Origin of the sequence: Zhihengliuella salsuginis (assembly GCF_014651715.1) — a bacterium.
Lineage (GTDB): Bacteria > Actinomycetota > Actinomycetes > Actinomycetales > Micrococcaceae > Zhihengliuella > Zhihengliuella salsuginis.
Window position 1 is genome coordinate 84696 of sequence record NZ_BMXK01000002.1, and the last position, 13104, is coordinate 97799.

The following is a 13104-nucleotide window of genomic DNA, read 5'->3' on the forward strand; positions in this document are numbered from 1 at the left end:
TCGGGGCGGAATCAGAGCGGCAGTGCGGGGGCGACGAGGAGGACGGTCGGGGCGACGACGAGCAGGACGGCGGCAGCGACGAGCGCCAGCCTGGCGGACCTCGACAGGCGCGGCGACGGGGTGATCAGGCGCTTGAGGCGCTGAGCCGAAAGGTCGCCCTCCGGAAGACCCGACGAGGCTCCCGGGGGAGGCGCCTCGCCGGTCGCCGCCGTGATCAGGGCTCGCAGGAGCACGGCCGAATCGACCTGGCGGAGGGCCGCGTCGTCGGCGAGCATCTCGATCAGCTCGTGGACGGCACCGCGGGCCAGCTTGGATGTGGGAAGCCACGGCAGGGCCTGATGCCACGACTCGAAGGCCAGGACCAGGAGATCGTGGCGCTGGTCCAGGTGGGCCCGCTCGTGGGCGAGCACGGCCTTGAGGCCCTCCGGGTCGAGCGCCTCCATCAGGCCCCGGGAGACCACGGTGACCGAGCTCGTGAGCCCGGGCAGGCAGTATGCCACGGGGGCGTCGTGCTGGACCACGACGGTCCGGGAGTCGGAAGGCGCCGGGTTCGACAACAGGGCCAGCAGCTTCCGGTGGCGGGACCGGTGCCGGTGCACGCGAACCCAGGTCAGCAGCAGCGTGAAGACCAGGTGGAGTCCGAGCAGGACCGCGGCGCTCAAGGCGAAGAGGTGCACCGGCCCGAGGTGGTCGGCGGACAGCCGCCCCGAGACGACCCCCCACAGTGCGCCGAGGCCGGAGAGCAGGTTGTCGCCCAGGGGCGCGAGCCCCCAGATCAGCATGGCCCCGATCATCGAGAGGCCGCCGGCCAGTGCGATGGCCTGCCAGAAGATCAGCGTGGTGAACGGGGAGCGGCTGGTGAACCGTGCGCGCGACAGCCAGACGGGGACGGGCCACGCCAGGGCGATGGCGAGACCCGCCAGCAGATACGAGGTCAGCAGCACGCTGGGCCGGGCCCGTGGTCAGGCTAGGCCGACTGGCCCGAGGTGGTGTGCGGCGTTCCGGAGTCCAGGGGCCGGGCCGCTTCGGCGGCGGGGCCTTCGAGGAGGCGGCGCAACGCGGCGGCCTCGCCGCCGGAGATCCCGCCGATGAACCTGGCGAGCACCGCTTCCCGGTCCATGACGTTGCCGAGGGCCTCGTTCATGAGCTCGACCGTGTGCTCCTCGCGGCTCATCACGGCACGGTACTGGTGGGGGCGGGTATCTCGCTCGCGGGCGACGAGGTCCTTCTTCTCGAGACGCGCCAGCACGGTCAGAACGGTGGTCACGGCGAGCTCTTTGCCGTCCTCTGCGCCTGCGTGGGCCAGCGCATCACGGAGGCTGTTGGCCGTCTGGGCTTCAGTGCTGTCCCACAGAAGGTCCATGACGGAGCGCTCGAGGTCGCCTAGTGAGGCCACTGCTTGGTCCTGCTTTCCACGTGAAGTTCCAAAAGGGTGTGCACCTCAAATTTACCGCGAATCGCCGCAGATTTCTACGCGGAGTAGAACGGGAGGTATTCTACGTCGTGTAGAAGTTATTCTACGGCTCGTAGAAGTCGGATCGGCGAGACCCTCGCGGTTCGGCACGCACCCATCCCGGGAGGCACTCTTGGACCCGCTCGACATCGCCCGCTGGCAGTTCGGCATCACCACCGTCTACCACTTCCTCATGGTCCCGCTGACGATCGGACTCGGAGTCCTCGTCGCGTCCCTGCAGACCGCCTGGCACGTGACAGGCCGCGAGCAGTACCTGCGCATGACCAAGTTCTGGGGCAAGCTCTTCCTGATCAACTTCATCATGGGCGTCGCCACCGGCATCGTCCAGGAGTTCCAGTTCGGCATGGCCTGGAGCGAGTACAGCCGCTTCGTCGGGGACGTGTTCGGCGCCCCGCTGGCGATGGAGGCCCTGCTGGCGTTCTTCGTCGAGTCCACGTTCCTCGGCTTGTGGATCTTCGGCTGGCAGCGGCTGCCCAAGGCCGTCCACCTGGCCTGCATCTGGTGCGCCTCGCTGGCCACGGTCGTCTCCGCCTACTTCATCCTGGTCGCCAACTCGTGGATGCAGCACCCGGTCGGCACCGAGATCATCGACGGCCGGGCGGTCATGACGGACGCCTGGGCGGTCTTCACGAACAACACGGCGCTGGTGACCTTCCCCCACACGATCTTCGGCGCGTTCGCCGTCGCCGGGGCGTTCCTGCTCGGCATCGCGTGGTTCCACCTCTACAAGCGACGCGCCGCCGGCATCGACACCGTCGACGAAGCGGGCCGCGTCGTCGTCGGAGAGGACACGGACCGGGGACGCAACCGGGACAGGACCGACTACCTGGTCTGGATCACGTCGTTGCGCCTGGGCGCGGTCGTCGCGCTCGTCTCCTTCATCGGCGTCGCCTTCAGCGGGCATGCGCAGGCCCAGTTGATGTTCGAGCAGCAGCCCATGAAGATGGCCGCCGCGGAGGCCGCCTGCCACGACGGCACCGGCTTCTCGGTCCTCTCCATCGGCGACCTGTCCAGCGACGGCGCGACCACCTGCGACGACATCGTCGGCGTCTACGAGATCCCGGGCCTGCTCTCCTTCCTCGCCAACGAGGACTTCACCACCGAGGTCAAAGGCGTGAACACGCTGCTGCCGGAGTACCAGGAGAAGTACGGCACCCACCTGCCCGACGACCCGATGTACGGCGAGCGCGCCGGGCAGGAGATCAACTACCTGCCGCTGATGGAGGTCACCTACTGGGGCTTCCGGGCGATGATCACCTTCGGCGGTCTGGCGGCCTTCGCCGCCGCGGTCGCGCTGTGGATCGTGCGCAAAGGCACGGTGCCGCGCGTCAGGTGGCTCTCGCGTCTGGCCGTCTTCGGGATCCTGGCCCCATTCGCGGCGAACAGCGCCGGCTGGATCTTCACGGAGATGGGGCGCCAGCCGTTCGTCGTGGCGCCCAACCCGACGTTCGACGGCGTCGACCAGGTCTTCATGTTCACCGCGGCGGCCGTCTCGCCGGGTGTGGGCGCGGGGGAGATGCTCTTCTCGCTCATCGCGCTGACGAGCGTGTACGCCGTGCTCCTCGTCGTCGAGGTGGTGCTGCTCTTCCGGTACGTCGGCGGCGGGGTCGGCTCGGCGATGCCGGAACTGAACGATACCGACGACGGCCCCGGCGAGGACGACGACGTTCTGGCCTTCGCCTACTAGAGACTCGCGACGCAAAGGACTCGTCATGGATTTCCTCCCCACGCTGTGGTTCGTCATCATCGCCGTCCTCTGGGCCGGCTACCTCTTCCTCGAGGGCTTCGATCTGGGCGTCGGCATGCTGCTCGGCCCGTTCGCGCGCCGCGAGAAGCAGCGCCGGCTGCTCATCAACACCGTCGGCCCCGTCTGGGACGGCAACGAGGTCTGGTTGATCACGGCCGCCGGTGCGACCTTCGCAGCGTTCCCGCACTGGTACGCGTCGCTCTTCGCTGCGATGTACGTGCCGCTCGTGGTGGTGCTGCTCGCCTTGATCTTCCGCGCCGTCGCGTTCGAGTACCGGGGCAAAGCGGAGACCGCGGCCGCGCGGCGGCTCTGGACGATCGCCCTCTCCGGCGGCAGCCTCGTGATCGCCTTCGGCGTCGGCGTCCTGCTGGCCGTGACGACGACGGGGCTCCCGCTCAACGCCAACGGCGACCGGGTCGGCGGCCCGTTCGCGTGGCTGACCTGGCCCGCCGTGCTCGGCGGCCTGGCCGTCGTCGGGTTCTGCCTGGCCCAGGCGCTGGCGTTCCTCGCCCTCAAGACGGACGGCGACGTGCGGGTGCGCTCTGCGCGTCTGCTGGCGCGCTGGTTCCCGGTGCTGCTGGCCCCGCTCGTCGCCTGGGTGGCCGTGGTCGTCGCGGGCAGCCCGCGCACCGGTGCCGTCGCCGCCTTGGCAGTGGCCGCCGCGGCAGCAGCAGCGGCGTGGGCCTTCGCCGCGCGCCGGGCGGAGGGGCGGGCGTTCCTCTCGCTCGGGGTCTTCCTGCTCGCGTCGGTGGCCGCGCTCTTCACGGCCGCCTACCCGGTGGTCCTGCCGTCGACGATCGACCCGGCGTTCGACCTCACGGTGGCGAACGCGTCGTCCTCGGCGTACACGCTGCAGGTGATGAGCATCGTCGCCGCTTTCGGACTGCCTCTCGTGCTGGGCTACCAGGCGTGGACGTACTGGGTCTTCCGCCGCAGGATGACCGAGGACCACATCCCGGACGCGCACGCCGTGACGAGGATCGTCTGAATGGCACGCACGACGTCGCCACTGGCCCCGCTCCTCGAGGCGTCCCTGCCCGGGACACGCCGCCGTCTGGCCCTGCTCGCCGGCCTCGCTCTCGCCAAGGCCGCCGGCCTGATCCTCGTCGCCGACGCGCTCGCCGTCGGGATCGGGCAGGCCGCCGCAGGCGACCCTGTCGACCTGGCCCGCCTGTCGCTCTGGGGGATCGGCGGAGCGGTCGTGCGCGCCGGCGCGGCCGGTGGTACGCGTCTGCTCGCCCAGCGTGCGGGGCGCGGAGCGAAGGAGGAGCTGCGGTCCCGGCTGCTGCGGCACCGGCTCCTCGGCGGAACCCCGCGCCCCGGCGGTCAGGACGGGCAGGACGACGTCGGCACCGTCTCGGCGCTGGCCACCCGCGGGCTGGACGGCCTCGACGCCTACTTCACGACCTACGTCCCGGCCCTCATGACGGCCGCGGTGGTCCCCGCCGTCGTCGGGCTGCGCATCCTCGCCGCGGACTGGGTCTCGGCGCTGATCGTCGCGTTGACGGTGCCGCTGGTTCCGCTCTTCATGATCCTCATCGGGCTGCACACGCAGGACCGGATCGCGGACGCAGCGGCGGCGATCGAGCGCCTCTCCGCGCACCTGCTGGAGCTGGCCCAGGGGCTCCCGGCACTGATCGGCCTGCGTCGCGCCGGGGCCCAGCGGAGGGCCCTGGGCGAGGTGTCCGAGCGCTACCGCGTTTCGACGATGCAGACGCTGAGGACCGCCTTCATGTCCTCGCTGGCGCTCGAGCTCATCGCGACCATCTCCGTCGCCGTCGTCGCGGTGTTCGTCGGCATCAGGCTCGTGCACGGCGACATGGGGCTCACCGCCGGCCTCGTGGCGCTGATCCTGGCCCCGGAGTGCTACCTGCCCCTGCGGGAGGTCGGCGCCGCATTCCACGCCTCCGAGGACGGCGTCGAAGCCCTGCGCCGGACGCGCGAGCGCGTCGGCGGCACCGGGCACCCCGGGGGCACGCGCGAGCGGTCCGGGGCGCCCGGGCGCCCCGGCGGGCTCGAACTGCGTGGGGTCGCCGTCGAGTACGCCGCCGAGCGCGTCGTCGGGCCGGTCGACCTGGCGCTCGCCCCCGGGCAGGTCGAGGTCCTGGACGGGCCGAGCGGCAGCGGGAAGACCAGTCTCCTGGCGGCGGTCGCCGGGACCCTGCCGGCGACCGCCGTCCGCGGGGAGATCGCGCTCGACGCGGCGCGGATGGTCTGGGTCCCGCAGCACCCCTCGACCACGGAGGCCACCGTCGCGGACGAACTCGGCCTGTACGCCGGCGTCCGGCTGACCCGCGCCCAGACGGACGCCGTCCTCGACGCCGTCGGCCTGCGCGGGGCCGGGGGACTCGACCCGGCGGCGCTGAGCCCGGGGGAGCTGCGCCGGACCGCCCTCGCCCGCGCCATGGCCCGGATCCGCTACGGCGCCCCGGTCGACGTGCTCCTTGCCGACGAGCCCACCGCGCACCTCGACGCCGAGAACGCCGAACGCGCACGCGACGCCGTCGTGCAGATGGCCGGCCCCCGCGCGGCTCTGATCGCCACGCACGACCGCCGGCTGGCCGCCCGGCTGCGGCAGCAGGAACCCGCGGCGGCCCACGAGGCGGTGCCTGCGGCACCGGCCGTGCCCGCGAAACCGGACGAGGCGGAGGCGCCCGCCGCCCAGGCGCCGGGTTCCGGCGCCTGGCGGGCGGTACTGGGCAGTCTGCCGCGCGGACGCGCGGCTCTCGGGATCACGGTCGGGACCGTCTCGGCCCTCTTCGCCGCAGCGCTGACGGGCGTCTCCGGCTGGCTCATCGTCTCGGCCAGCCACCAGCCGCCCATGCTGCACCTGATGGTCGCGATCGTCGGCGTCCGCTTCTTCGGGATCGGCCGCTCCGTGACCCGCTACGTCGAACAGCTGATCGTCCACGACGCCCTCCTGGCGTGGGCGGCCGCCGTCCGGCAGCGCGCCTGGGACGGCCTCGTCGCCGCCCCGCAGTGGTGGGGCAGGATCACCCGCGGCGGGGGATCGCTCGAGTACCTGGTCACCCGCATCGACGAGGTGCGCGATGCGCTGCCGCGCGTGGTCTTCCCGCCCGTGACCGGCCTGCTGACCGCGGCGGGGGTCTGCACCGCGATCGGTCTCTGGGCGCCGGGCGCCCTGTGGGTCGCCGTGGCCGTGACGGTCCTCGGCTGGGTGGTCCTGCCGGCGGCGATCGTCCGGGTCGACGCCGCGGCCCGCGCCGACGTGACCGAGCACCGGGCGTGGCTCGCCCGCCGGGTGCCCGTCCTGGTGCGGGCGGCCGGCCAGCTGCGCGCCAACGGCGCAGCCGCCGCAGCGCTGAGCGCCTTCACCCGGTACGACGCCGCCGCCTCCGCGCGGTTGACCGCCACCGGCCGCGCGGAGGCCGTCGGGGCGGCCGCCGCGGCAGGCATCGCCTCGGCCGGTGCCGTGGGCGCGCTCATCGCGGCCGCCGGCCACGGCGGCGAGGCGGCCGCCATGAGCGCGCTGCTGATGCTGGCCCTGTCCGAGCCGATGGCGACGACGGCCACCGCCGCCCAGAACGCGCGGGCGCTCGACGAGGGCGTGCGGCAGCTGGCGGCCGTCCTGCCGGCGCAGGAAACGGCGGGCGCCCCGGACGGCGGCTCCGGTACCGGCGCGGCACCGATCGACGGGCTGCGCGCGGTCGGCGTCGAGGCCCGGTGGTCCCCGGGCGGCGAACCCGTCCTGTCCGGGGTCGGCGCCGAGGCGGGCCGCGGGGAGTGGACGGTCGTCTCCGGCCCGTCGGGCAGCGGCAAATCGACGCTCCTGGCCGTCCTGCTGGGCGCTCTGGAACCGGGCGCGGGCCGGCTCGAGGTCCGGCGCGGGGGCGCCTGGCTGCCCGCGGCGGCCGCCGACCACGGACGGATCGCGTGGTGCCCGCAGGAGGCGCACCTGTTCGACTCCAGCGTCCGCGCCAATCTGGGGCTCGGCCGCGACCCGCGGGCGGACCCGGCGACGGAATCCGAACTGCGCGGAGCCCTCGAGCGGGTGGGGCTCGGGTCGTGGCTGGCCGGCCGCGCGGACGGCCTCGAGACCAGGATCGGCTCCGGCGGCCACTCGCTCTCCGGCGGGCAGCGCCAGCGCCTGGCCGTCGCGCGGGCGCTCGTGGCGCGGGCCGACGTCGTCCTCCTGGACGAGCCGACCGCCCATCTCGGCGAGGACGAGGCGCTGGCGCTGATCGCCGACCTCCGCGGCGCGCTCGCCGGGCAGGCGGTCGTCCTGGTCACGCACGACGCCCGGCTGGCACGCCCCGGCGACGAGCACGTGCGCCTCGGAGCGGTCGGCGCCGGCGTCTAGTCGGTTTCGACGACCCCCGGGTCGCCGAACGGGATCGAGTCCTGCTCGGGGGCCGCCAGCGGGGCGCGGCGCGGCTCGTCGTCCAGCAGCGAGTCCAGCGTGGGCTCCGCCGTCCGGGACGGCGCGCGGTCCGCCGCAGGAGCGGCATCCGCCTGCGGTGCCGGCCCGTCGGCGGCGCCGGCCTCGGGGTCGAGCCCGCCGACCGAACCGGCGAGCAGGTCGATCCGCTGAGCCAGCGGCACGCCGGAACCGTCGCGGCGGCCGTGCTCGGTGGGCAGGGCGCGCGAGATGCCCGCCGCCGAGCTCGCCTTCGCCGGGCCGCGGCCCGCGAACGCCAGCGTCAGGGCGTCCTCGCCCTTGAGGAAGCGGTGGGCGCGCACACCGGCGGTCGCGCGGCCCTTGGCCGGATACTCGGAGAGCGGCGTCACCTTGACGGTCCCGGCCTCGGTGCCGGGCAGCGCGCCGGAGCCCGAGGCGATCGTGACGACGACGGCGTCCGCGTCGTCGGCGGCGACCCCGAAGAACAGGGCCTGGTCGTCGGCGGCGAGTTTGATGCCGGCCATTCCGCCGGCCAGGCGGCCCTGCGGACGGACCATGGACGCGGCGAAGCGGAGCAGGCGGGCCTGTCGGGTGACGAACACGAGGGCGTCGTCTTCGCGCGTGGCCCCGGCGCCGATGACCTCGTCGCCGTCCTTGAGCGTGATGGCCTCGAACTCGTCGCGGTTCAACGGGTACTCGGGCGTGACCCGCTTGACGACGCCCTTGCGGGTTCCGAGGGCGAACGCCTCGTTCATCGGGACGATCGCGACGACGGATTCGCCCTTCTGCAGGGTCGCGAACTCCTTGGCCGGCACGCCCTGGGCCAGCGGAGGGAAGCCGGGCGTGGGGGCGAGCACGGGCATGTCCACCACCTGCAGGCGGATCAGGCGCCCCGTCGAGGTCAGCGCCCCGACCTCGCCCCGGGCCGTCGCCGGGAGCACGGAGCGGACGGCGTCGTGCTTGACGCGCTGCCCCGACTCGTTGAGCTGGGACCGGTCGGCCGTGCGCGCCAGCTGCCCCGACGCGGAGAGCAGCACGTAGCAGGGGTCGTTGGAGATCTCCAGCGGCAGGCCGGCCTTGGCCCCCGGGGCGGCGGCCGGCTCGCTGGGCAGCGCCGAGCCCTTCAGCGGCTTGCCGTCGTCCTTCTTCAGCAGCACGGTGCGCCGCGGGGTCGCGAATTTCTCGGCGACGTCGGCCAGCTCGGAGGAGACCACGTCGCGCAGCCGCTGATCGGAGGCGAGGATCGACTCGAGCTCGGCGATCTCCTGCCGGAGCTTGTCGCGCTCGGCCTCGAGCTCGACCTGCGAGTACTTGGTCAGCTGGCGCAGGCGGAGCTCGAGGATGTGGTTCGCCTGGACCTCGGTCAGGTCGTAGATCTTCATCAGCCGCTCGCGGGCCGCCGCCGTCTCGTCGGAGGTGCGGATGATCTGGATGACCTCGTCGATGTCGAGGATCGCCACGAGCAGGCCGTCGACCAGGTGCAACCGGTCGCGCCGCTTGCCGAGGCGGTACGCGGTCCGCCGGCGCACGACGTCGAGCCGGTGCCCCACGTAGACCTGCAGCAGCTCCAGCAGGCCCATGGTCCGCGGCTGGCCGTCGACGAGCGCCACGTTGTTGATGCCGAACGAGTCCTCCATCGGCGTGAACTTGTACAGCTGGGCCAGCACGGCGTTCGGATTGAAGCCGTTCTTCAGCTCGATCACGAGCCGCATGCCGTTCTTGCGGTCGGTGAGGTCGACGACGTCCGAGACGCCGGTCAGCTTCTTCGCCGTGACCGCGTCCTTGATCTTCTCGATGATCTTCTCGGGGCCCACCATGTACGGCAGCTCGGTGACGACCAGGCCCTTCTTGCGGGCCGAGATCTGCTCGAGCGAGACCTTGGCCCGCGTCTTGAAGGATCCGCGCCCCTTCGCGTACGCGTCCTTGACGCCGTCGAGGCCGACGATGATGCCACCGCCGGGCAGGTCCGGGCCCGGGACGATCTTCATCATGTCCTCGAGCGTGGCGTCCGGGTGCGCGACCAGGTGGCGCGCCGCCTCCACGACCTCGCCCAGGTTGTGCGGGGCCATGTTCGTGGCCATGCCGACGGCGATGCCGGTCGTGCCGTTGACCAGCAGGTTGGGGAACGCCGAGGGCAGGACGTCGGGCTGCTGCAGCTGGTTGTCGTAGTTGGGGACGAAGTCGACGACGTCCTCGTCCAGGTTGTCCGTCATCGCGACCGAGGCCGCGTCCATGCGGGCCTCGGTGTAGCGCGCGGCGGCGGGGCCGTCGTCGAGGGAGCCGAAGTTCCCGTGGCCGTCCACCAGCGGCAGGCGCATCGCGAAGGTCTGGGAGAGGCGGACCATGGCGTCGTAGATCGCGCCGTCGCCGTGCGGGTGCAGCTTGCCCATGACCTCGCCGACCACGCGGGCGCTCTTGACGTGCCCCTTCTCCGGGCGCAGGCCCATCTGCGTCATCATGTAGAGGATGCGCCGCTGGACGGGCTTCAGACCGTCGCGGGCATCCGGGAGGGCGCGCGAGTAGATCACCGAGTAGGCGTACTCGAGGAACGAGTCCTCCATTTCACTGGTGACATCGACGTCCACGATGCTCTCCGTGAAGTCCTCGTCCAGTATCGAACTCTGCCGACGCGCCATAGGTGTCTGGGTTCCCTCCGTGAATCTGAGTGACGTGCTGCGTTGTATCCGGGCAATGACCACGCGCAGGCCGTAGGCTAAGCCTATGGCGGACCGAGGCGAAAACGGTGAATATCCGGCCCACTGGGAAGCAGATGTCGTCCTCCGGGACGGTTCCACGGCACATCTGCGCCCGATCGCCCCCTCCGACGCCGGCGAGCTGCAGCGGATGCACACCTCGCAGTCCGAGGCGTCGATCTACCTGCGGTTCTTCACCTACAAGTCGAAGCTGACGTCGAAGGAGCTCGCGCGGTTCACCGGGGTCGACCACCGGGACCGCGTCGCGTTCGTCACCGTCCGCGGGGGCGCCATCATCGGCGTCGGCCGCTACGACCGCCTCGACGATCCCGCGGAGGCGGAGGTGGCGTTCAACATCGCGGACAACACCCAAGGCAAAGGCGTCGGCTCGATCCTGCTCGAACACCTGGCGGCTGCGGCCCGGGAGAACGGGATCGAGCGCTTCAGCGCCGAGGTGCTCCCCGAGAACCGCAAGATGCTGACAGTGTTCGCCGAGGCCGGCTACGAGGTCAAGCGGCGGTTCGACGACGGCGTCGTCGCCCTGGAGTTCCCCATCGACCCCACCGACAGGTCCCGGGCCGTCATGGAGGCCCGCGAGCACCGCGCCGAGGCGCGGAGCCTCGGCGGACTGCTGGCCCCGCGCTCGGTCGCCGTCGTCGGCGCCAGCCGCGAATGGGGCTCGGTCGGCTACTCCCTGCTCGAGAACCTCATCGAGGGCGGGTTCAGCGGACCCGTCTACGGGATCAACCCCGACGCGCTGGAGATCGCCGGGATGGTCTCCCACGCGAGCATCGCCGAGGTGCCCGGAGACGTCGACCTGGCCGTCATCGCGGTGCCGCGCCCAGATCTCGACGCCGTCATCGCCGACTGCGCCGCGAAGGACGTCCGGGGCGTCGTCGTCGTGACCTCCGGGTTCGACGGCGCCGGCGAGGGGGCCGCCGAGCAGCAGCGCGAACTCGTCCGGCTCGCGCGCAGCAACGGCATGCGCCTCGTCGGGCCGGCCTCCCTCGGACTCGTCAACACGGCCTCCGACGTGCGCCTCAACGCCTCGGTCGCGCCGGCCATGCCCAAGGCCGGGACGCTCGGGCTCTTCAGCCAGTCGGCCGCGATGGGAATCATCCTCTTCACCACGGCCAGCCGCCGCGGCGTCGGCGTCTCCAGCGTCGTCTCGGCCGGCAACCGCGCCGACGTCTCCGGCAACGACGCCATGCAGTTCTGGGAGGACGACGACGCGACCTCCGCCGTCGGGCTCTACCTGGAGAGTTTCGGCAACCCGCGCAAGTTCTCGCGCATCGCCCGCCGGCTCGCGCGCTCCAAGCCGGTCATCGTCGCCAAGAGCGACTACATGGGCGTGCGCCTGCCCCCGGGACACGCCGTGCGCACCACGCAGGCCCCGCTCGGCGCCGTCGACGAGATGCTGCGCCAGTCCGGCGTCATCCGCGTGCAGACCAACGAGCAGCTCATGGACATCGCCCAGATCGTCGCGAGCCAGCCGCTGCCCGCCGGGGGCCGGGTGTCCATCGTGACGAACTCGCCGGCGCTGGCGGACGTCGTCGCGGACGCCGTCGTCCAGCAGGGCCTGGAACCGGCGCGCACCAACGGCGGCCTCGAGCTCGACGACGGCCAGTCGCGCGCCCTGCCGCGCCTGAACCGGGCGCTCGCGGCGGCCCTCGAGCCGGAAGAGGTCGACGCCGGTCTGGTGGTCCTGCTGCCCGTGCGCGGCATCGCAGTGGCCACCCTGGCCCGCGCCATCTACGACGCCGGCCGGGCCGCGGGCAAACCGGTCGTCGTCGCCTTCTCCGGCCTGCTCGACCCGGCGTTCCCGGCCGAGGGCGTCCTCGAGGAGGGAGAGGGGCCGGTCGTCGCGGACTCCTCGAACCGGGCGCTCTCGGGTTTGCAGCCGGCACTGCCGTACTTCGCCAGCCCGGGCCAGGCGGCGGCGGCGCTGGGCCAGATCGTCTCCTACGTGCGATGGCGCGAGCGCGATTTCGGCGAGCCGGTCGGGGTCCCCGACGCCGACGTCGACCGCGCGGAGGAGCTGGTCGCGGGGCATCTGGGCCGGGTCAGCGACACCGAGCTGCTGCGCCTGGACCACGCGCAGGCCGCCGAGCTGCTGGGCTGCTACGGGATCTCCGTCCTGGAATCCGCCGCCTTCGAGACCGAAGACGAGGCGGTCGCCGCGGCCGGTCGGATCGGATACCCGGTCGCGCTGAAGACGACCGACGAGCACCTGCGCCATCGGCTCGATCTCGGCGGCGTCCGCCTGAACGTGTACGACGAGGAGAGCCTGCGCGGCAACATCCGGCACATGCGCAGCATCCTCGAGCCCTTCGGCGCCGTCGGCCTCGAGCTCCAGGCCATGGCGCCCTCGGGGCAGGGGTGCGTGGTCAGGGCCCTCGAGGATCCGCTGCTGGGCCCGCTCGTCTCCTACGGCCTGGCCGGCGACGCGGTGAACCTCCTGGACGACTGGGCCCACGTGATCCCTCCGCTGAGCAGCACCGACCTGGCGGAATTCGTGCGCAGCCCGCGGGCAGCGGAGAAGCTCTTCGGCTACCAGGGGCTGCCGGCCGTCGATGTCGCCGCGCTCGAGGACGTGCTGAACCGGGTCGCGACCCTCAAGGACCAGCATCCGGAGATCGCCCTGCTGGAGTTCAATCCGGTCCTCGTCGCGTCGGAGGGCGTGACGATCCTCGCGGCCGATGTGCGCATCGGCAACCCGGCCGAGCGCACGGACAGCGCACGGCGGTCCATGTCGAAGTTCTGACCCGGGCGCCGCGTCATCTGCCCCCGTGTCCACAGGACGGGACTGCGGAATTGCCTGGCGTCGATA

Annotated in this window: 7 protein-coding genes; 4 read left to right on the forward strand and 3 right to left on the reverse strand. The window is 72.4% G+C overall.

The window, feature by feature from the left end; all coding sequences use genetic code 11:
• Positions 1–11: 11 nt before the first annotated feature.
• Together IE069_RS02460 and IE069_RS02465 are read right to left on the reverse strand one after the other, a co-directional pair.
• The gene (locus tag IE069_RS02460) at positions 12–944 is read right to left on the reverse strand and encodes a M56 family metallopeptidase (protein ID WP_189348537.1); all 933 of its coding nucleotides are present in this window, start codon (positions 942–944) and stop codon (positions 12–14) included.
• Between the two features lie 23 nt (positions 945–967).
• Positions 968–1396: a BlaI/MecI/CopY family transcriptional regulator gene (locus IE069_RS02465; protein ID WP_189348538.1), complete on the reverse strand. Its 429-nt coding sequence runs from the start codon at positions 1394–1396 to the stop codon at positions 968–970.
• A 190-nt stretch (positions 1397–1586) separates the two neighbouring features.
• On the opposite strand from IE069_RS02465, the gene IE069_RS02470 reads away from it, so the two are divergent.
• The 3 genes from IE069_RS02470 to cydC are packed head-to-tail and all read left to right on the forward strand — an operon-like array spanning position 1587 to position 7542.
• The gene (locus IE069_RS02470; protein ID WP_189348539.1) at positions 1587–3161 is read left to right on the forward strand and encodes a cytochrome ubiquinol oxidase subunit I; all 1575 of its coding nucleotides are present in this window, start codon (positions 1587–1589) and stop codon (positions 3159–3161) included.
• A 25-nt stretch (positions 3162–3186) separates the two neighbouring features.
• Positions 3187–4209: a cytochrome d ubiquinol oxidase subunit II gene (gene cydB, locus IE069_RS02475; protein WP_189348540.1), complete on the forward strand. Its 1023-nt coding sequence runs from the start codon at positions 3187–3189 to the stop codon at positions 4207–4209.
• Positions 4210–7542, forward strand: coding sequence for a thiol reductant ABC exporter subunit CydC (gene cydC, locus IE069_RS02480; RefSeq protein WP_189348541.1), 3333 nt, complete (start codon positions 4210–4212; stop codon positions 7540–7542).
• On the opposite strand, the gene IE069_RS02485 is transcribed toward cydC, so the two are convergent.
• Positions 7539–10217: a DNA gyrase/topoisomerase IV subunit A gene (locus IE069_RS02485; protein WP_189348542.1), complete on the reverse strand. Its 2679-nt coding sequence runs from the start codon at positions 10215–10217 to the stop codon at positions 7539–7541. The two genes, cydC and IE069_RS02485, sit on opposite strands and share 4 nt — an antisense overlap.
• Before the next feature lie 85 nt (positions 10218–10302).
• Between IE069_RS02485 and IE069_RS02490 the strand changes: the two genes are divergently transcribed.
• Positions 10303–13038 carry a bifunctional acetate--CoA ligase family protein/GNAT family N-acetyltransferase gene (locus tag IE069_RS02490; RefSeq protein WP_189348543.1) on the forward strand — a complete coding sequence of 912 codons (2736 nt, stop codon included), beginning with the start codon at positions 10303–10305 and terminating at the stop codon, positions 13036–13038.
• Positions 13039–13104: the final 66 nt, after the last annotated feature.

Bases quoted from the DNA above. Each gene is read 5' to 3' on its own strand.
- IE069_RS02490 (WP_189348543.1), top strand. From the start codon at position 10,303: ATGGCGGACCGAGGCGAAAACGGTGAATATCCGGCCCACTGGGAAGCA.
- cydC (WP_189348541.1), top strand. From the start codon at position 4,210: ATGGCACGCACGACGTCGCCACTGGCCCCGCTCCTCGAGGCGTCCCTG.
- IE069_RS02485 (WP_189348542.1), bottom strand. From the start codon at position 10,217: ATGGCGCGTCGGCAGAGTTCGATACTGGACGAGGACTTCACGGAGAGC.
- cydB (WP_189348540.1), top strand. From the start codon at position 3,187: ATGGATTTCCTCCCCACGCTGTGGTTCGTCATCATCGCCGTCCTCTGG.